This window comes from Baekduia sp., from assembly GCF_035318805.1.
Lineage (GTDB): Bacteria > Actinomycetota > Thermoleophilia > Solirubrobacterales > Solirubrobacteraceae > Baekduia.
Genome location: NZ_DATHDY010000033.1, coordinates 32,218 through 51,915, shown reverse-complemented (window position 1 = coordinate 51,915; position 19,698 = coordinate 32,218). Strand labels below are relative to the sequence as shown.

Sequence of the window (19,698 nt, the reverse complement as noted above, 5' to 3'; positions counted from 1 at the left end):
ACCTGCGCGTGGTCGTTGCTGCTGCGTCGGTCCATGCGCCGATCCTGGCTCATCGCGCGCGCCGCGCCGTCCCGGCGGCGCAGCGGTCGTTGGGCAAACCCCAATCGGCCCCCGAGGCAGACCGGGACGGCGGAAGAGGAGGGACGCCGCCGGCCCGGCTGCCGGTCGAGGACTACGGCGCCGTGTAGCCGCCGTCCACGCTCATCGCCGTTCCGGTGACGAACGAAGCCTTGTCGGAGAGCAGCCAGACGCAGGCTGCCGCGATCTCCTGCGGCCGCGCGAAGCGGCCGATCGGATGGTTCGCCAGCGCCGCCTTGGGCGCCTCGGGGTCGCCGCCGAGCAGGTTGTCGAACAAGTCGGAGACCATCGGCGTCTCGGTGTAGGACGGGCACATCGCGTTGACCCGGATGCCCTCGGCCGCGTACTCGACGGCCGCGGCCTTGGTCAGCCCGACCACGCCGTGCTTGGCCGCGACGTAGCCCGGTGCTCCCGCCCAGCCGATCAGACCCGCCGCGGACGCCATGTTGACGATCGACCCGCCGCCGTTGCCGAGCATGGCGCGGACCTCGTGCTTGGTGCACAGGAACACGCCGTTGAGGTCGACGTCGAGGATCCGGCGCCAGTCGTCGAAGCTCGTATCGCCGGTCAGCCCGACAGTCCCGAGGATGCCGGCGCAGTTCAGCGCGCCGTCGAGGCCGCCGTCCTCACGCGCGCGGGAGACCAGCGCCTCCACCTGCCCTTCGTCGGTCACGTCGCACGGTCTGAACGTCGCCGTGCCGCCGGCCCCGGCGATCTCCGCCGCGAGCGCTTCGCCCTGGTCGGCGTCGACGTCGGACAGCAGCAGCGCTGCTCCTTCGGCGTGTGCCTCCAGCGCGGTGGCGCGTCCGATGCCACTCGCCGCGCCGGTGATGAGGACGGACTTGCCGTCGAGGATGCCCATTCTGGCGATCTCTCCTGTTCAGGCCGGTGCGCCGCCGGCGACGCCGGCGCGCAACGGCTTCTTGTCGATCTTGCCCGTCGAGGTCTTGGGCAGCGCGTCCACCACGTCCCAGGTCGTCGGGACCTTGAAGCGCGCCAGCCGCTCGGCACAGTGCGCCTCCACGTCGACCAGCTCGGTGCCCGCCGCGAGGACGACCACCGCGTGGACCTCCTCCCCACGCACCTCGTCGGGGCGGCCGACCACCGCGGCCTCGAGCACGCCCGGGTGCTCCTGCAGGACGTCCTCGATCTCGCGCGGGTAGATGTTCTCCCCGCCGCGGATGATCATGTCCTTCTTGCGGTCGACCAGGAAGAAGAAGCCGTCGGCGTCGCGGTAGCCGACGTCGCCGGTGTGCAGCCAGCCGTCGCGCAGCGTCTCGGCGTTGGCATCGGGGCGGTTGTAGTAGCCCTGCATGACGTTGGGCCCGCGCACGCAGACCTCACCGGGCTCGCCGTCGGGCGCGACCCGGCCGGCCTCGTCGAGGATCACGACGTCCTGGCCGCGGACGGGCATCCCGATCGAACCGATCTTGCGCGGCCCGAGGAACGCGTTCAGGGTCGAGCAGCAGGCGCCTTCGGTCAGCCCGTAGCCCTCGAGGATCGCGATCGAGAACTTCTCCTCGAAGCGCCGGAAGAGCGCGGGTGACAGCGGCGCCGCGCCGCAGATGACGTAGCGGACGGAGTTGTCGGCCATCTCGTCGGCGCCCGGCGCGTGCAGGAGGGCCGCGAGCATCGTCGGGACCGCCGAGAACGTCACCGGCTCGAACTCCGCGACCGTCTTCCAGAAGGTCGAGGCCGAGAAGCGGTCCCACATCGCGACCTCCGCCCCGATCAGCATCGGCATCACGGTGGTGACGAGCTGCGCGTTGACGTGGAACAGCGGGAGGACCATCCCGAGCACGTCGCCGCGCACCGCGGGCACCAGCTCGGCGAGCATGCGCGTGTCGGTCAGGAAGTTGCGGTGCGAGAGCATCGCGCCCTTCGGCCGGCCGGTCGTCCCCGAGGTGTAGACCAAGGACATCAGGTCGTCGCCGCCGGCGGCGGCGGGCTCGCGGACCACGCCGTCGCCCCGCAGCGCGTGCAGCGGGTCCGGTACGCCCGGCTCGACCGCGATCAGCTCGCGCAGGGCCGGGAGCTCCTCCAGGGCGGCCTCGAACCCGGGCACGCGGTCCGCACGGCAGGCGATGGCCACGGCGCCGGAGTCCTCCAGGATCGCGACCGCCTCGCGCGTCGTGAGGTCCGCGTTGACGGGGTTGAACACCGCGCCGAGCCAGAGGACCGCCCACCACACCTCGAGGTACTCGGGGCCGTTGGGCAGCACCACGCCCACGACGTCGCCTTGGCGGAGGCCGCGGGCCCGAAGCCCCGCGGCGATCTCGGTCACGCGGTGGGCCAGCTCGGCGTAGGACCACGTCTGACGGGCGTCGCGGACGAAGCGGGCGTCGCCGAGCTCGACGGCTCGGGTCTGCAGCAGCTGGGGCAGCGTCTCGATCTCGGTGGAGAGCACGACGCCCAGCGTCGCAGGCGGGCGGACTCGCGCCCGGCCGCTGCCGGCCCGCCCGTTGTGCGGGCCACCACGGCGTCACCGGCCACCGTTGCGCGCGGCCTACGCGTGTGCTTGCGCCCGTCGGGCGCTCAGCCGGCCGTCACGATCGTCAGCGACACGACCTGCGCGCCATCGTCGGCGGGCCCCGCGCTGCACGCCAGCCCGACGCGGGCGCCGGCCACCTGGCGGCGCCCCGCCTGCCGGCGCAGCTGCCACGCCAGCTCGCAGATCTGCGCGACGCCCGAGGCGTGGACCGCTTCGCCCAGGGCCAGCATGCCGCCGCTGGCGTTGACGGGCAACACGCCGCCGAGCATCGTGAACCCGGCCGCCACCAACTCGGGGCCCTGGCCCTCGGGCGCGAACTGCAGGGCCTCATAGGACATCAACTCGCCGGCCGCGGTTGCGTCGTCGACCTCGGCGCAGTCGACGTCGTCCGGGCCGATGCCCGCGGCCTGGTAGCCCATCCGGCCCGCCTCGGCCACCGCGCCGTTGACCTCCCCGACGGGCCCACGGGCCAGCACCGACGCGCGGATGCGCAGCGGGCGCGGCCCCGGACCGCGCCGCCGGCGCGACGCGGTCAGCACCACCGCAGCGGCGCCGTCGGACAGCTCGGCGACCATGAGCCGGCGCAGCGGGTCCACCAGCAGCTCGCTCTCGAGCACCTCAGCCGCGCCGTGCGCGCGGGCCAGCAGCGCCCGCGGGTTCTCGGCGCCCTGGGCGGAGTTCTTGGCCACGACGCGCGCCAGGTGGCCGGCCGTCGCGCCGGACCGCGACATGTAGGCCTCGGCCGCCCGGGCGCGAACGGCGACGAGCGCGGCGTGATCGTGGGTGGTCCGCAGCGTCTGCACGCCCAGGCAGATGACCACGTCGAGCTCCCCGCTGGCGACAGCGTGCCAGCCGCGCTGCAGCGCCTGGGCCGCCGACACGCTCGCCGGCCCCAGCGCCCGCAGGCCCCGGCCGGCCCGGCCCTCGCCCCGGCCGGCGGCCCGCGCGACCCCCCCGACCTGCGCGGCCGTCAGGCCGGCGTCGGCGATCGCCGCGGCCAGCGCGTCGCGCTCCAGGGCACCGGCGCTGCGCCCGGATCTCCCGAACGTCGTCGCGCCGACGCCCGCCACGAAGACGTCGCGCACCTGGACCTCCCTGTCTTCCTCACCGTTGGACCGAGGGCGAGCATGGCAAGGGCGGCGGGGCGCGGTCTTCGCCGGCTGAAGCCCTGGTTGGGCTTTCCCCAAGCGCGCGTCAGCCGGCGGTGTTGGAGACCACGACCAGCGTGGTCGTCGCGGGGGCCTCGGCGACGGCGGCCTCGGGGACGCGACCTTGGAGCATCAGCACCAACAGCGCCAGCCTTGCCTGCAGCTGCGCGTCGGGGTCGTGCGTGATCGCCAGGCCCGTGATCTGCTCCACGCGCGAGAGCCGGTAGCGGATCGTGTTCTCGTGCACGCCGAGCCGCTCGGCGACGCGCCGCGTGCTGGCCATGTTGTCGAAGAACGAGCGCAGCGTCGCGAGCAGGTCGGCCTTGGACGGATCCTCCACCAGACCGCCCAGGGTGCTCTCGGCGTGGTTGGCCACGAGCTGTGGATCCGAGGTCGCCAGGAACATCCGGCCCGCGCCGAGCTCATCGGCCGAGCAGACCGCCGCGCCCGGCCGCGGCGAGTAGTGCTGAAGGCACGCGACGACCTGCTGGACGTCGAAGTAGGCGGCCCGGTACTCGGCCGGGTTCGAGCGCACGCCCGATACCGCGGCGACGAGCAGGCCCTCGGGACACAGCTTGTCGCAGATCTCGTGCAGCAGGTGCTTGACGCGGGCGACGAACTCCTGCTCGTCGGCGCCGTCAGGCAGCGAGAGCAACGCGGCGACGCCCGCCGACGTCGCGATCGCCTGGACCGTGAGGTCCGGCGCGCGGTCCGCGAACGCCCGCACGATGGCGCGGAAGTCGAGGATGCGGCGGTCGCGGTTGTCGCGCGCGCAGATGAGCGTCACGACGCGCGGGATGTCCAGTCGCACGCCAAGGCGGTCCGCGCGGCGCTTGGCCAGCGCGACGTCCGAGCACCCGCCCAGCAGCTCGGCGGCCAGCGACGCGCCGGCGTTCCAGTCGGCCTCGATCGCGCGACGCTCGGTCGTGACCTGCAGGGCGACGAGCGTCGCGGCGCGGCGCAGCGTCAGCAGATCGCCGCCGCTGAAGCGGCGCTTGTGCTCCATGACCACGAGGTGGCCCCAGATCTGGGAGCCGACGAGCACGGGCGCCACGACGTAGCGGTGCAGGATCCCGGCTGCCGGCAGCGGGCCGACGAGGAAGGCGCGGCTGCCCGCGTGCGCGGCGAGCGCCTCTTGGACCTCGGGTCGCTCGACGTGCGGAGCCTCCAGCAGCCGCGGCGCGATCCCGTCGTCCGCGCCGGGCGGGACGGCGGTGGCCAGGCGGTCGCCGTCGGCGCCGTGCACGGCGCAGGGCTTGCCCAGCAGCTCGGCGAGCGTGGCGAGCAGCTCGTCGAGCGACTTGCCCTCCAGCACGAGGTCGCTGAGGCGCTCGTCGACCGCGGTGGCGCGGCGCAGTGCCCGGATCTGGCGTTGCTGGGCATCGAGCTGCGCGCGCAGGAGCGCGCGCGACTGCCCGTCCATGACGGCGACGGCGGCCAGCCCCGCGAACGTGAACGCGAGGTCCGCGTGCTCCTCGGTGAATTCGTGGCGCCGGTCGACGTTGTCCAGGAAGACGACCCCGATGACCTCGTCCTTGAAGACCATCGGCACCGCCATGATCGAGCGGATCTTCCAGTAGCGCACTGTGGACTGCACGGAGCGCGGGTCGGTGGCGGCGTCCGCGATGATCACCGGCCGCAACGTCTGCAGCAGCTCGGCGGTGATGCCGTCGGCCGGCACGCCGGCCAGCGACCGCTTGATGTCGGCGCCGAGCTCCTGCTGCCCCACGTGGCCGACGCAGCCGCGGAACACGCCTGCGCTCTCGTCGCGTAAGTGGATGCTGCACCGGTCGACGCCCACCAGCGCGCTGATCTGGCGTGCGACGACCTCGAGCAGCTCGTCGATGTCCGAGCTGCCCTCGACGGCCGCCGCGACGAGGGCGAACGCGGCGATCGCACGCCGCAGACCCTCGGCGTCGGGCGACGCCTCGCAGTCGGCGATCTCGGGACCGGGCAGCTGCCCGTCCCGCTCCAGCGTGATGTCCAACTCGACCCCTCCTCCTGAAGCCGGGCGCTGACCCGACCGGTGACCTCGCCGACGCTAGACCGCCACGCGGCGCGCGTCGTCGTCCTCCGCGCCCCATCCCGACGCCCCACGTTGTGGTCCGACGACAAAGAAGCGTGGGCGGCGACGCCGCACACGCGTACGATCCGCCGGCTCGCCCCTTGCGGCAACCCCGAATCGGTCTCTCCCTGTGACTCCACCAAGGTGGGCGCCGGCGCCCCCGGCCGGCCGGCGGCGCGCGGGAATACGGTCGGCGCTTCATCGCCAACTCGCTTTGGAGGCACCATGGGCTTCGTCAAGCACCCCGAGGAGATCGCCCGCATCCAGGAGGCGCTGCGCCATCCGCGGTTCGTCAATGGCGAGATGCTGACGGTCGACTTCCTCACCGACCCGACGGTGGTCGCGCGCATCCTCCCGCCCCCGCTCGAGCCGGCCGACGCGCCGCGCGTCACCGCCATGATCGGCCGCTGGCAGTCCAACTGCGTCGGCGACTTCCATGGCGCGGCGATCTACGTCGCGGCGCGCCACGACGGCCTCGACGGCGACTACGTCCTGGCCATGTACATGGACAACGACGTCCCGACGATCTACGGGCGCGATCTCTTCGGCGAGCCGAAGAAGCTGGCCGAGAGCACGCTGCACCGCCACGGCGACACGTTCCACGGCTGGCTGGACCGCGGCGGCGTGCGGCTGATGGAGCTGCACGGCGAGCTGCCCAACCAGCTCGGCAGCGCCGACGTCGAGGGCATCAACTACAACTTCAAGGCGCGCCCCAGCGCCGACGGCGTCGGGCTGCAGGAGGACGCGATCCTCACGCGCGCGACGTTCCAGACCCACGTCGTCGCAGCGCAGGACGGGGCCGGCAGCGTGGTGCTGCGCGGCAGCGTTCACGACCCGCTCGACGAGCTGCCGGTGGTCTCGGTGCTGCGCGGCGCGTTCATGGAGTGCGACCTCATCGGCGCCTGCCAGGCGGTCGCGACCGTGCCGGCCGAGACCTTCCTGCCCTACCACCACGGCCGCCACGACGACTGGAGCGCGCTCGACACCGAGTCGGCCGCCCTGGTGCCGGTCGCCTGAGCCGGCGGCGATGGAGCTGGTCGAGGAGTTCACCTTCACCGCGCGGCTGGCGCCGTCGGTGCCGGTCGGTCCCGGCCCGCTCGGCACGCGGCGCATCCGCGAGGTGCTCGGCGGCGACGTGACGGGCGCGCGATTGCGCGGCACGGTTGGCAGCGGCGGAGGCGACTGGGTCCTGATCGGCCCGGACGGCTGGGGCCTGCTCGACGTGCGCCTGACGATCACCACCGACGACGGAGCGCACATCTACGTCCAGTACTTCGGCGTGATCGAGTACACGGAGGCCGCTCTGGCCGCCAACGCCGGCACGCGCCCGAGCCAGTACGACGAGCACTACTTCCGCACCGCCCCGCGGCTGGAGACCGGCGACGAGCGCTACGCGTGGGTCAACCGCACGCTCTTCGTCGGGGAAGGCCGGCTGCATCCGGGCCCGGTCGTCGAGTACCGGGTGCACCGGGTCACGTGATCGCGGCCTTCGTCCCCGCCAGGTAGGTGCTCTCGATCTCCGCCAGCCGCGATTGCGCCTCGGCGGCGGTGAGCGCCATCACGATGCGCCCCCGGCTCATGACGTAGACGCGGTCCGCGTAGCGCAGCGCCTTGCGCGCGTGCTGCTCGACGATCAGCGCACCCGCGCCGCCCTCGGTGGCCGCGACGCGCACGGCCGCGAGGAGACGGTCGACGACCAGCGGCGCCAGGCCGAGCGACAGCTCGTCGGCCAGCAGGACCCGCGGCTGGCGACACAGCGCGCGGGCGAGCGTGAGCATCTGCTGCTCGCCGCCCGAGAGCAGCCCGCCGCGCGTGTCCATGCACTTCTCGAGCTCGGGGAAGAGCGCCGTCGCGTCCTCCGCGGTCACACCGCCACAGCGCAGGTTGTCGCGTGCCGACAGCGCCTTGAAGACGGAGCGCTCCTCGGTGACGTAGGCCAGCCCGGCGCGGGCGCGGCGGTGCAGCGGCGCGTCGGTGACGGCGTCGTCGAAGGCCACCTCACCCGACAGCTGCGGCAACTCGCCGCTGAGCGTGAGCATGGTGGTGGTCTTGCCGGCGCCGTTGGGACCGAGCAGGCACACGACCTCGCCGGCGCTGACCTCGAGGTCGAGGTCGTGGATGACCGGCCGCCCGGCGTAGCCGGCGCTCACGCCCCGGGCGGAGACGACGGTGCTCATCGGGGGACCTCCTTGGCGGCGGCGGGCGCTGGCCCGGGCGCGGCATGGGCGGGCTCGTCGCCGTCGTCCTCGCCGAGGTAGGCGGACACGACGCGGCGGTCACGGCGGATCTCCTCGGGCGTGCCCGAGGCGATCTGGCGGCCGAAGTCCAGCACGACGATGTCGTCGCAGACCGACATGACGAAGTTCATGTCGTGCTCGACGAGCAGGATCGCCATCCCCCAGTCGTCGGCCAGGCGGCGGACGAGCTGGGCCAGCTCGGCGGTCTCGGCGTCGCCCAGTCCCGCCGCGGGCTCGTCGAGCAGCACGACGCTGGGCTGCGTCGCGACCGTGCGGGCGATCGCGAGCAGGCGGCGCTTGCCGTAGGGCAGGTCCTCCACGGTGCGATCGAGATCCTCCGCCAGGCTGAATTCCCGGATCGCGCTGATGACCTCGCCGGGCAGCGGCGGGTTGACCGGCCAGACGAGGTCGCGCAGGTAGGACGCGCGGTCGCGCGGGTCCGACGCGACCCGCAGGTTGTCGAGCACGGTCGAGTCCTCGAACAGCTCCAGCGACTGGAAGGAGCGGCCCAGGCCCGCGCGGGCACGCTTGGTCGCCGACCAGCGGGTGATGTCGGTCCCGTCGAGGTGCAGGGTGCCGCCGGCCGTGCGGGCGAAGCCGGTCACCGCGTCGATCAGCGACGTCTTGCCCGCGCCGTTGGGGCCGATCAGGCCGGTCACGCGGCCGGGCACGACCGCGAGCGAGACGGAGTCGACGGCGACCGACGGGCCGTAGGTCACGGTCAGGTCACGCAGCTCCAACGTGCGCGGCGCGACCGGCACGACCTTGCGCTCGGGCAGCTCGCGCACCGCGGGCGGCCGGATCGCCACGCGCGGGAAGCGCCTGCCCAGCGCCGTGCGCAGCCCGCGGATCTGGTTGATCTGCTCGCGGGCGATCCCGTCCTGGTTGAGCAGGACGATCACCAGGATGCTGATGCCGCCGATCAGGTCGATGTACTTGCCGACGCTCGACGAGAAGATCGACGTGAGCAGCTGCTGGCTGAACGCGCCGGCGGCCAGCGTCGCGCCGATCACGGGACCGACCAGGAAGCCGAGGCCGCCCAGCAGCGCCAGGCCCACGTCGGTGATCGAGGTGAAGTTGGTGAACTCGGTGTAGTCCACGCTGGGCAGGCGGAAGACCAGCAGGATGCCGCCCAGCGCCGAGATTGCGGCCGACAGGCCGAAGGCGTACAGCTTGGCCGCGGGCACGCTGATGCCCAGCGCCGCGGCCGCGCGCTCGTTCGTGCGCACCGCGATCATGCGCCGCCCGCTGCGCCCGCGGCGCACGTTGGCGACGACCACCACGCACAGCACGAAGAACGCCAGGACGAACAGCCCGTAGCGCGTCGGGTGGGTGATCGAGTTGATGTCCCAGCCGAAGAGGTTGGCGTCGCCGACCTGCGTCCCCCCGATGCCGCCCGTGTAGGCCGGGTTGCGAAAGAGCATCAGCTCCATCGCCGTGCCGAGGCCGAGCGTCACGACCGCGAGGTTGATCCCGCGGGTCCGCACCGCCGGGATCGCGAACGCGACGCCGACGGGAACGGTGGCCGCGACGCCGATGATCAGCGCCAGCCAGAACGGCACGCCCTGGCTGGCCACGAGGCGGCCCGCCACCCACGCGCCGAAGCCGGCGATGGCGTACTGCGCCAGCGAGAGCTGGCCCGCGTAGCCCGTGACGACGACGATCGAGAGCAGGACGAATGCGACGCACAGGGTCACCGTGATGGCGTCCGTCCACTGGGTCGACAGCGTCGCCAGCAGCAGGGCCGTGAGGGCGACGCCGAACCCGATCCCGCGCCAGTTGATCCGACCGCTCCCGATCGAGGGCAGCCGCTGCAGGAAGTAGTCGCGCAGCGGCAGCGCCTGGCCCGTGATCACGAGCATGACGACGATCACGATGAACGGCACCGAGTCGCCGAAGCCCGGCTGGTGCACGTACCGGTTGAGCTCGGTCTGCGCGATGCCGATCGCCACGCCGGCCAGCAGCGCGATCGGGAAGGAACGGAACTGCGCCACCAGGGCCGCGGCGATGGCGGCCAGGATGAGGTTGGTCATGACCGTCACCTGCAGCGTGACGATCGGCGCGATGAGGATGGCGGCCAGCCCGGCCAGCGCGGAGCCGAGGACCCAGTTGGCCGCGGCGATGCGGTCCGGCGACCAGCCCAGCGAGGCCGCCGCGCGCTCGTTCTCGGCCACGGCGGAGGTCGCGAGCCCGAAGGTGGTGAAGCGGTACAGCAGCCACAGGCCGAGCGTCAGCACCGCGGCGATCCCCAGCAGGATCAGGCGGTCGGCCGAGATGACGATCGTGCCGTGGATGTGCACGATGTCCGTCGGCAGCTGGCTGGTGACGAAGCGCGGCGTCGAGCCGTACCGCAGCACGGCGATCGCCTGCAGCGTGACGAGCACGCCGAGCGTCGCGATGACGCGCACGAGCGGCGACGAGCGCCGCAGCGGTCGCATGATGAACAGGTGGGTGAGGGCGCCGATGAGCGCGGAGAAGCCGACACCGACGACCAGCGCGGGCCAGAAGCCCCAGCCCTGCTGCTCGTGGAGGTCCCACCACAGGAAGACCCCCGCCATGCCGATGGCTCCCATGGCGAAGTTCAGCACGCCGGAGCCGCGGTAGATCACGATCAGCCCCTGCGACCCCAGGGCGTAGAGCGCGCCGATGCCGAAGCCGAGGAACGCGAACCGGATGACCTCTTCCACGTGATCTCTCCTGAGACGGGGGTTGCCGACGAGACCGCACCAGCCGGCTCCGGGACCCAGGCCGGGTCCCGGAGCCGGTGACGCGTCAGGTCACGAGGTCGGCTTCTTTCCCAGCGCCAGCTCGCCGACGTCCTCGAACTCGGTCGTCAGTGGCACGACCTTGCCGTCCTTGATCGTGCTGTACACCGCGGTGCGGTTGAACAGCCGGATGAACGGGGGGTTCTCGGTCCACGGCTTGGTGAAGTCGATGACCGGGACCATGCCCTTGGTGTCCAGGTCGGTGGTCTTGCCCGCCTGCGCCACGAACGACGTGGCGTCGATCTTGTCCGCGCCGCCCGAGACCGCCTCGGCCACCTGCTTGAAGCCGGTGTACGCGGCCCACGTGCCCAACCCGCCGAGCGAGTTGTAGTCGTTGGCCGGATCCGCGTCGGCGTCCTTGAGCGCCTGCCGGTAGTCGGCCCACGGAGCGGTCGAGATGTCCGGGTACATGCCGGCGATGACCGAGCCGTCGAGCTTGTTGCCCAGGCCCTTGATCGAGACGGTGTCGAGGTTGCCCTGAGGCCCGTACATCCGGGCGGTGGTGCCCGACTGCACCCACGCCTGGTTCCAGGCGACGTAAGGCGTCTCGGACACGATCATCACGACGCAGTCCGCCCCGCCGCTGGTCGCCTCAGCGACCTGTGGACTGTAGTCCTGCCCTGTCGGTGGCAGGATCACCGTCTTGCCGAACGACTTGCCGTAGGCCTTCATCGCGTTCTTCATCGGCGGCACGAAGCCCTGCGCGCCGTCGATGATCACCGCGTTGATCTTCTTGCAGCCGTCGACCACCGCGCGCTTGATGAGCGCCACGGCGTAGAGCGGCTGGGTCCCCATCGGGAACGAGGTCTTGCCCGTCCACTGCGGCGCCGTGATCGGGCAGCACTCTCCGAACGCCGCGATGCCCGCCTTGCTCAGCGCGGGCATGATGTTCGTGCCCAGGAAGGAGAAGGAGCCGACGACCGCCGCCACCTTGTCGGAGACCGCCTTGCGCGCACACGCCGCGGCGTCGGTGGGCTTGCCGTGCTCGTCGCAGACCTCGACGCTCAGCGGACGTCCGCCGATGCCGCCGCGTGCGTTGACCCACTTCTCATAGGCCTTGGCGGTGACTGCGATGTTGGGGTAGACGGGCCCCTGCGAGTCCAGTGATGTGATCGTCATCGTCTTGATCGGCGTGCCGGTGGCCGCCGTGCCGGCGGGCGTCACCGTGCCGGTGTCCGTGGTGGTCTTCGCGGCCGGCGCGGCGGTCACGTTGCTGCTGCTGCCGTTGTCGTTGCTCTTGCTGTCACCGCAGGCCGCGAGCGTCAGCGCGGCGAACGCCAACGCGATGACGAGGACCAGCGGCAACGGCGTGCGTCGCGGTCCAGCGGACCTGACGTGTCTGTCTCTCATGACGTGCCTCCTCCTGGGGATGCGCAATGCCGCGGCAAGCGTAGATTCGGGCCCTGCGGCGGCGGGCGCCTTGCTGATGCGCTGTTGGGGAAACGCCAACAGCCTCGACGGGAACTGCTGTGGCGGGGCGATCACGGTGCTCCACCGCGGTGCCGCGCATGTCGCGAGCACCACCCTCGCTGGCCGGCGCCGTCGCTGCCCGAGCCGGCGCGAGGCGCGTCGCGGTTTCCCCAAACGTGGATCAACCTCGCCTTGTCGCGCCACGGCCGGAGCAGCAGCCTCGACCGCAAACCCCAAGGAGGCAGCAGTGGACCACGCGACGTACAACCAGTCGTTCTCGCTCCCGATCGGCCCGGGGTCGGCCTATCCCCCGCCGCCCTACCACTACCGCGGCGTCGAGGACATCTTCATCTCGTATGAGCCCGACCCCGACGGCGTGGCCGCGCTGCTGCCACCGGGCGTCGAGCCGGCAGACGAGGTGCCGGTCTGCATCGCCTGGGGCCGGTGGATCCCGTTCTCGGCGTTCGGCCCCTACAACGAGGCCTACATCATGATCCGCGCGACGTTCGGCGGGCAGACGTTCCTGTACCAGCCGTTCATCTTCACCGACAACGAGATCCCGCTCGTGGCCGGCCGGGAGATCTGGGGCTTCGCCAAGAAGCTCGCGGTCATGGAGCGCCACAGCGGCGGGTCGGGCACGCCGTTCGGTGAGCAGATGCTGTTCACCGTCGAGCGCCCGCGCGGCCAGCGCCTGATGACGATGGCGATCGCCTGCGACCGGTTGCAGGATCCCGCGGAGCTCGACGACCTGCCGGTGCTCTCGACCCGGCTGATCCCCAACGCCGAACCGGGGCCGCCCTCGGTGAGCCAGCTCGTGCGTCTGGACGTCGTCGCGCCCTTGCACACCAGCGCCGCCGGCACGCCCAAGCTCTGGACCGGCCGCGCATCGGTGTCGATGGACGCGCGCTCGGCCGTCGACCCGTGGCATCTACTCGCCCCCACGCGCATCATCCAGGGCTGGTTCGGCGTGTTCGACTTCGACCTGGGCTACGGCAAGGTCGTCCACGACTATCTCGCCGGCGACACCTACGACAGCGAGGGGCGCGCGGTCAGCGCCGCAGCGACACGCTGACGCCGCCGCGGGTCGCGCTCACCGAGCGACCATCCGGGTGGCGCAGCAGGTCCCCGAGCCAGCTCAAGCCGTTCGGGCCCGTCAGAGGATGGATGGGCTCGACCGGCTTGGCGGCGGCGTACATCGCGTCGACGTCGGGGCCGGGGATGAGGAAGCGCAGCAGCAGCTCCTCGTCGGAGAGGTGCTCTCCGTGGTCCTTGCGGATCTCGGCCAGCGATGGCTGCGGCGCCTCGCCGCCGAGGATCGCGCGCCCGCGCTCGGCGGACGAGGCGCGGTCCAGGACCTCCTGGTCCAGCTCGCCGGGCGGCTTGCCGTACCAGCCCGCCAAGTACATGAGGTTCTCGTCGGGGATCGTCGTGTAGCGCTCGCCCTGGACGACGTTGAGGAGCGCCTGGATCCCAACGAGCTGCGAGAACGGCGTGGCCATGATCGGGTAGCCGAGCTCGGCGCGGACGCGGACCGCCTCCTCGAGCACGGCGGGCAGGCGATCCTCCATCCCGTAGGTCTTGAGCTGGTTGCGCAGCGTGCCGGTCATCCCGCCCGGGAACTGCTGCATCACGGTCGCCAGGCTGTACTCGGCCGGCTCGCCGAGATGATGGCCTTCCTCGACGGCCAGCGCGGCGAAGTGCTCGGAGACCTCGGCCAGGCGCGAGTCGTCGAGCGACACGTCATGGCCGAGCCGGCGCATGTTGTCCACCGCGATCTCGGTCGACGGCATCGACGGCCCGTTGGCCAGCGAAGAGACCGCCGTGTGCAGGATCGTCAGGCCCTCCTCCACGCCGATGATGTGGTTCAGCGTGCCCATCGCCGTCTTGTTGTGGAAGTGCATCTCCAGCGGGACGTCGCCGGCGCGCTCCTGTGCCATCCGGATCCAGCCGCGGGCCCGCTCGGGGCCCAGGACGCCGGCCTCGTCGCCCAAGATGATGGTCTCGGCGACGCCGCCGGCGACCATGCGCTCGATGATGTCTGCGTAGTGCTCGTCGGTGTGGATCGGCGAGACGCTGAAGTTCAGCTGCGGCGACGGCGCCAGGCCGGCGGCACGGGCGATGCCCGCGACGTGGAGCATCTTGTCGACGTCGTGCAGGCAGTCGAAGATCCACAGGCTGCCGATGCCGTGCTTGGCGAGCGTCTGGACCCAGAGCTCGATGACCGAGTCCGGCGTGATGCCCATGCCGACCACCCCGTTGACGCGCGTGCCCGCCCGCAGCACCGACCGCGGCATCGCGGCGCGCAGCGCGTCGAGCCCGCGCCATGGGTCCTCCTGGCGGAAGCGCACGAGCACCTCGAAGATCGAGCTGCCGGTGAGGTCGATCACGCGGTAGCCCGCGGTGTCGATGGCCTCCGCCACCGGGAGGATGTGGTTGGGGCTCATGCGCATGCCCCACAGGCTCTGCTGGCCGTCGCGCACGGACTGGTCGATGAACTCGATGCGCGCCATCAGACGGCCTCCAGGGTGGTGGTCCAACGGGGCAGCAGCTCTTCCTCGAGCCACCGGGTGTGCACGCGGCAGGCGACCACGTCGGGCTCCCGCAGCACGTCGAGCGCGAAGTCGGTCGTGGTCGGGACGCCGTCGACACGCAGATGGCGCAACGCGGCGACCAGGCGCGCCAGTGCCGCGTCGCGATCGGCGCCGTGGGCGACGACCTTGGCCAAGAGCGAGTCGTAGTGCGGGGGGATGCTCCAGCCGGGAAAGCAGGCGGTGTCGACGCGCACGTCGCTGCCGATCGGCGCGACCCAGCGGGTCAGCAGCCCGGGCGCGGGCAGGAACCCGCGCTCAGGTCGCTCGGCGTTGATGCGCACCTCGATCGCGTGGCCGGCGATCGCCACGTCGTTCTGGCCGAACGACAGCGGAGCGCCGCCGGCGATGCGTAGCTGCTCGCGCACGATGTCGACTCCGGTGACCATCTCGGTGACCGGATGCTCGACCTGCAGTCGCGCGTTGATCTCCAGGAAGGCGTAGGTGTTGCGCTCGACATCGACGAGGAACTCGCAGGTCGCGGCGCCCTGGTAGTCAAGCGCGCCGATCAGGCGCGTCGCGGCGCTGGTGATCTCGCGCTCCAGGTCGGGCGGCAGGCCATAGGCGGGCGCCTCCTCGACGAGCTTCTGGTAGCGACGCTGCAGCGTGCAGTCGCGATGGCCGAGGTGGACGACGGTGCCGTGGCCGTCGGCGAGCACCTGCACTTCGACGTGGCGCGCGCGGCGCACGTAGCGCTCGACGAACAGCCGGCCGTCGCCGAACGCCTGCTGGGCCTCGCCGGAGGCCGCGTCGTACGCGCCGTCGAGGTCTTCGGGCGCCTCGACGAGGCGCATGCCGCGCCCTCCGCCGCCGGCGGCGGCCTTCAGGAGGACCGGGTAGCCGATGGCGTCGGCGCTCGCTCGGGCCTCCTGCGCGTCGGTCAGCACGTCGGAGCCGTCGCCGACCGGGATGCCCAACTCGCGGGCCAGCGCGCGCGCGGTGGCCTTGTCGCCGCTGCGGCGCATCGCGGCGCCCGACGGGCCGACGAACGCGATGCCCTCGCGCTCGCACGCGGCGGCAAGCTCGGGGCGCTCGGACAGGAAGCCGTAGCCGGGATGCAGCGCGTCGCAGCCGGTGACCAGCGCCGCGGTCATGACGCGGTCCAGGTCGAGGTAGCTCTGGCTCGCGCTCGCCGGCCCGATGCAGACGCTGCGGTCGGCGAGCTGCGCGCCGAGGCTGTCACGGTCGATCTCGGACACGGTGAGCACGGTCTCCAAGCCCTCGTCGAAGCACGCCCGGAGGATGCGCACCGCGATCTCACCGCGGTTGGCGATCAGCACGCGCCGCAGGCCGGCCACGTCGCGCTCAGGCCTCCGGGTCGATTACGACGAGCGGCTGGCCGAACTCCACCATGGCGCCGTCGGCGACGTGGACGCCCGTGACGAGGCCGGCGACCGGGGCCACGACGTGGTTCATCAACTTCATGACCTCGACGATCCCGACGGTGTCGCCGACGCTCACGCGGCTGCCCACCTCGACGAACGGCGGGCTGCTGGGCGACGGCGCGCGCCAGAAGAGGCCGACGGAGGGCGCCGGGATGACCGTGCCTGGCACGTCCGCGTCGCGCGCGGCGGACGCGGGTGCAGGGGACGCCGCGGCCGAAGCCTGCGGCGCGGTGACCGCGGCCTCGACCGCGGGCGCGGCGGCCGGGGCGCCGTTCGGCGTCGGCGCCGCCACGGGGGCCGGCGCGGGCGCCGGCGCCGGCGGCGTGGGCGCCGGCATCTCGACGACGCCGTCGCGCGACACGTGGAGCCGGTCGGCCCCGATCGTCACCGTCATCTCCTGCCAGTCGCTGCGCTCGAACGCGTCAAGCAGCGCGCGGATCGTCTCTGGGTTCATCTCCATACCGGCGGCCTCCGCAGTCGGTCGGCGCGGCTGACGGCAGGCATGCTGCGCCCATGAACGTCGACTTCCAGCGCCCCTTCGCTCCCCCGGACGGCGCCCAGGAGCTGTACCTCGTCCGCCACGGCTCGGTCCATCACGCCGTCGACGGCCCGCGCATCGGCCGCCAGAACGACCCGTCGCTCAACGAGCACGGGCGCACGCAGGCGGCGGCGGTGGCGGTCCGCCTCGCACAGGAGCCGATCTCCAAGGTGTACGTGTCGCCCCTGCGACGCACCGCTGAGACCGCGGCGCCGCTGCTGGCCGCCCGCGGCTACGACGCCGGCGTCCTGGACGACCTGCGCGAGGTCGAGCTCGGCGACTGGGAGCATGGTGAGCTCGCACGGCGCGCCGGCAACGGCGACCCGGAGGTCGCGCGCGTCATGCGCGCGCAGCGCTGGGACCTGATCCCCAACGCCGAACCGGGCGAGGCGTTCGCGGCCCGCGTCGCCCGCGGCATCGGCCTGGCGGCAGACGCGGCGGCGCCCGGCGAGATCGCCGTCGCCTTCACGCACAGCGGGGTGATCGCCGAGGCCTGCCGGCAGGTCACCCGCAGCGACGGCTTTGCGTTCCTGACCAACAGCAACGGTTCGGTCACGCGCCTGGTCCGGATGCCCGAGGGTCGCTGGGTGCTGGTGGCGTTCAACGAGACCGCACACCTCCCACGCGAGTGGCAGCCGGGAGGCGCGGGTGGCGCCGTTCGCTGATGGGGGCTGAGCGGCGAGCATCGGATGGGGTCGGGCTGCGCCTGCGCTGCCCAGAGGCATTGATACCGGCCGTCGGGGTCGCCCGGAACGGGCCGCGGAGGGGCGTGTGGGTTTTCCACAAGCCTGGCCCCGCGCCGGCGTTCGCCCGCGCGCGGGCGGACGTAGCGTCCGCCCAACCGACCCAAAGGAGCGCCATGAGCAGCCTCAAGGACGACGTCACCGTCACCCCCCATCCCGCAACCGGCGGGCGCCTGCGCGACAAGGTCGCGATCATCACCGGCGCAAGCAGCGGCATCGGCCGGCAGGCCATGGAGATCTTCGGCCGCGAGGGCGCCAAGGTCGTCGGCACCGCGCGGACCGAGGCCAAGCTGCAGGCCGGGCTGGACGCCGTCAAGGGCGCCGGCGGCGACGGGATCATCGTGCCCGCCGACCTCGAGGACGTCACCTCGCAGGAGCGCGTCGTCCAGGCCGCGCTCGACGCCTACGGGCGCGTCGACATCCTCATCAACAACGCGGGCGTCGGATGGCAGTACGGCATCGACAACCCGGGCACGATGGCCGGCATCCACGAGGCGTCGCTGCAGAACTGGCGCGACATCATCGGCGGCGTCGACCTCGAGGGCTACTTCCTCATGATCCGCGCCGCCCTCCCGCGCATGCTCGAGCAGGGCAGCGGCGCGATCGTCAACGTGTCCAGCATGGCCGGCATCACCGGGCTCTACGACGCGCACGCCTACACGGCGGCCAAGGGCGCGCTGGTCAACCTGACGCGGTCGATGGCCATCACCTACGCCAAGCAGGGCGTCCGCACCAACGCGGTGTGCCCGGGCTTCGTCGACACGCCGATGATCGCGCCGGTCGTCAGCATCTTCGACGACGAGGCGACGGCCGCGGCACTCTCCCCCATGGGCCGCCCGGCGCGCCCCGAGGAGATCGCCCATGCGCTGCTGTTCCTGGCCTCCGACGAGGCGAGCTACTGCAATGGCGCGGCGCTCGTTGTCGACGGCGGCTGCACCGCGCGCTCCTTCCCCGGCTGACATCGACCCCGCTGGGGAGCACGCCGGCCGGCGCCGGGCCGACAGGCTCGGCGCCGGGCCGGTCGGCTAGGAGAGCAGCGCCAGCGTCACGCGTGCGTAGATGTCGGCAGCCTGGGCGACCTCGCGCAACGCGATGTGCTCGTCGACCTGGTGGGCCTGCTCGAAATCGCCGGGGCCGAAGGTGATCACGGTCGGGGTGCCGTAGCCGTCGGGTCCGGTACGCATGAGCTCGACCGCGTCGACCCAACCGCCGTTGAACCGGCGCACCTCGCCCGCGGTGCCGCGGACCTCCTGGATCGCCGCCTCCAGCGCCTTGACGCCGGGCGCCTCCGGGTTCGACTCGCCGGGGCGCAGCCACAGGCGTCCGGCGCCCATCGGCAGGACCTTCAGCTCGTAGCGGACGTCGCCGTCCTCCTGCTCGAGCGTGCGCAGGAACGCCTCGATCGACGCCTCGACCTCGGGCAGCGTGACGCCCGCCGGCGACATGACGGAGACGACCGCGTCGCAGCGGCCCGGGATCGTCCAACCGCCGCCGGGCAGTGTCCGGATCGCCTGCAGCGTGACGCGCGGCTCGAACCACGACGACGTCCCCGCCGGCGTCTGGAGGCGACCGGCGTCGACGGCCTCGACGAGCTTGGCGATCTTGGTGATGGCGTTGATGCCCTTCTCGGGCTCGGTCGGATGCGCGGTGCGCCCGACCGCGGTGACCTTCCACGTCGAGATGCCCGGGTAGGCGATCTCGATGCCGGTGTTGCTGGTCGCCTCGGCCGAGAACACCGTGCCGACGCGAGCGCTGACGCCGAGGTCGGCGAGCAGCACCGCGCCGCGGAAGCCGTCCTCGCCGTCGGAGTCCGACATGAAGTAGATGGGTCCGCCGCGCGCGGCGCCGGAGGCGACCAGCGCCTCGAGCGCGGCGAGCATCGCCACGTGCGTGCCCTTGCTGTCGACGGCCCCGCGGCCGTAGAGCACGCCGTCCTCGACGACCGCGCCCCACGGGTCGTGCGACCAGTCGTCGGGCCGCGCGTGGACGGTGTCGAAGTGCGCGTCGAACAGGACGCCGGGGGCGTCGCCCTCCCCTTCGAGCACGCCGAGGACCAGGGGTGCCTTGCGGCCTTCGACCGCGTAGTGTGAGACGGTCATGCCGAGCTCTCGCAGCCGCGCGGTGACCCACTGGTGCGCGCGGGTGGCGTCGCCGACCACGCTCGGGATGGACACCATCTCGGTCAGCAGACGCTCGCAACGCTCGACGCTGACGGGGGCCGGCGACGTGCTCTGATTCGTGATGCTCATT

The 19,698-nt window shown here is 72.4% G+C and carries 16 protein-coding genes; 5 read left to right on the top strand and 11 right to left on the bottom strand.

Annotated elements, in window-relative coordinates:
- Positions 1 to 172: 172 nt before the first annotated feature.
- From VK501_RS08555 to VK501_RS08540, 4 genes are all read right to left on the bottom strand, one after another.
- Positions 173 to 940 (bottom strand): SDR family NAD(P)-dependent oxidoreductase, encoded by a 768-nt coding sequence (locus VK501_RS08555; protein ID WP_324336632.1) that lies wholly within the window; start codon positions 938 to 940, stop codon positions 173 to 175.
- An 18-nt stretch (positions 941 to 958) separates the two neighbouring features.
- Positions 959 to 2,485, bottom strand: a complete 1,527-nt coding sequence (locus tag VK501_RS08550; protein ID WP_324336630.1) for a class I adenylate-forming enzyme family protein — start codon at positions 2,483 to 2,485, stop codon at positions 959 to 961.
- A gap of 128 nt (positions 2,486 to 2,613) precedes the next feature.
- Positions 2,614 to 3,654, bottom strand: a complete 1,041-nt coding sequence (locus VK501_RS08545; RefSeq protein ID WP_324336629.1) for a thiolase family protein — start codon at positions 3,652 to 3,654, stop codon at positions 2,614 to 2,616.
- Between the two features lie 109 nt (positions 3,655 to 3,763).
- Complete coding sequence (locus VK501_RS08540; RefSeq protein ID WP_324336627.1) at positions 3,764 to 5,704, bottom strand: helix-turn-helix domain-containing protein; 1,941 nt, start codon at positions 5,702 to 5,704, stop codon at positions 3,764 to 3,766.
- 303 nt (positions 5,705 to 6,007) lie between these two features.
- Between VK501_RS08540 and VK501_RS08535 the strand changes: the two genes are divergently transcribed.
- Entirely contained in the window at positions 6,008 to 6,799 is a 792-nt protein-coding gene (locus tag VK501_RS08535; protein WP_324336625.1) for an acetoacetate decarboxylase family protein, read from the top strand.
- A gap of 10 nt (positions 6,800 to 6,809) precedes the next feature.
- Positions 6,810 to 7,262 (top strand): DUF3237 domain-containing protein, encoded by a 453-nt coding sequence (locus VK501_RS08530; protein ID WP_324336623.1) that lies wholly within the window; start codon positions 6,810 to 6,812, stop codon positions 7,260 to 7,262.
- On the opposite strand, the gene VK501_RS08525 is transcribed toward VK501_RS08530, so the two are convergent.
- From VK501_RS08525 to VK501_RS08515, 3 genes are all read right to left on the bottom strand, one after another.
- Positions 7,255 to 7,959 (bottom strand): ABC transporter ATP-binding protein, encoded by a 705-nt coding sequence (locus VK501_RS08525; RefSeq protein ID WP_324336620.1) that lies wholly within the window; start codon positions 7,957 to 7,959, stop codon positions 7,255 to 7,257. The genes VK501_RS08530 and VK501_RS08525 overlap by 8 nt on opposite strands.
- On the bottom strand, positions 7,956 to 10,706 hold the full coding sequence (locus tag VK501_RS08520; protein WP_324336618.1) for a branched-chain amino acid ABC transporter permease/ATP-binding protein: 2,751 nt from the start codon (positions 10,704 to 10,706) through the stop codon (positions 7,956 to 7,958). Before VK501_RS08520 ends, VK501_RS08525 begins: the two co-directional genes overlap by 4 nt.
- A 90-nt stretch (positions 10,707 to 10,796) precedes the next feature.
- Positions 10,797 to 12,134 (bottom strand): ABC transporter substrate-binding protein, encoded by a 1,338-nt coding sequence (locus VK501_RS08515; RefSeq protein WP_324336616.1) that lies wholly within the window; start codon positions 12,132 to 12,134, stop codon positions 10,797 to 10,799.
- A gap of 307 nt (positions 12,135 to 12,441) precedes the next feature.
- Here VK501_RS08515 and VK501_RS08510 point away from each other — a divergent pair, with 307 nt between their 5' ends.
- Entirely contained in the window at positions 12,442 to 13,266 is an 825-nt protein-coding gene (locus VK501_RS08510) for an acetoacetate decarboxylase family protein (RefSeq protein ID WP_324336615.1), read from the top strand.
- Here the strand turns inward: VK501_RS08510 and VK501_RS08505 are convergent.
- The 3 genes from VK501_RS08505 to VK501_RS08495 are packed head-to-tail and all read right to left on the bottom strand — an operon-like array spanning position 13,244 to position 16,627.
- Entirely contained in the window at positions 13,244 to 14,704 is a 1,461-nt protein-coding gene (locus tag VK501_RS08505) for a hypothetical protein (protein ID WP_324336613.1), read from the bottom strand. The two genes, VK501_RS08510 and VK501_RS08505, sit on opposite strands and share 23 nt — an antisense overlap.
- Positions 14,704 to 16,080, bottom strand: a complete 1,377-nt coding sequence (locus tag VK501_RS08500; RefSeq protein ID WP_324336612.1) for an acetyl-CoA carboxylase biotin carboxylase subunit — start codon at positions 16,078 to 16,080, stop codon at positions 14,704 to 14,706. Before VK501_RS08500 ends, VK501_RS08505 begins: the two co-directional genes overlap by 1 nt.
- Positions 16,081 to 16,087: 7 nt before the next feature.
- Positions 16,088 to 16,627 (bottom strand): acetyl-CoA carboxylase biotin carboxyl carrier protein, encoded by a 540-nt coding sequence (locus tag VK501_RS08495; RefSeq protein ID WP_324336610.1) that lies wholly within the window; start codon positions 16,625 to 16,627, stop codon positions 16,088 to 16,090.
- 53 nt (positions 16,628 to 16,680) lie between these two features.
- On the opposite strand from VK501_RS08495, the gene VK501_RS08490 reads away from it, so the two are divergent.
- Both VK501_RS08490 and VK501_RS08485 read left to right on the top strand, forming a co-directional pair.
- Positions 16,681 to 17,370 (top strand): histidine phosphatase family protein, encoded by a 690-nt coding sequence (locus tag VK501_RS08490; RefSeq protein WP_324336608.1) that lies wholly within the window; start codon positions 16,681 to 16,683, stop codon positions 17,368 to 17,370.
- A 194-nt stretch (positions 17,371 to 17,564) separates the two neighbouring features.
- Positions 17,565 to 18,407, top strand: coding sequence for an SDR family oxidoreductase (locus VK501_RS08485; protein WP_324336606.1), 843 nt, complete (start codon positions 17,565 to 17,567; stop codon positions 18,405 to 18,407).
- A 66-nt stretch (positions 18,408 to 18,473) separates the two neighbouring features.
- Here the strand turns inward: VK501_RS08485 and VK501_RS08480 are convergent, their stop codons facing one another.
- Positions 18,474 to 19,697: a M20 family metallopeptidase gene (locus tag VK501_RS08480; protein WP_324336604.1), complete on the bottom strand. Its 1,224-nt coding sequence runs from the start codon at positions 19,695 to 19,697 to the stop codon at positions 18,474 to 18,476.
- Between the last annotated feature and the right edge of the window lies 1 nt (position 19,698).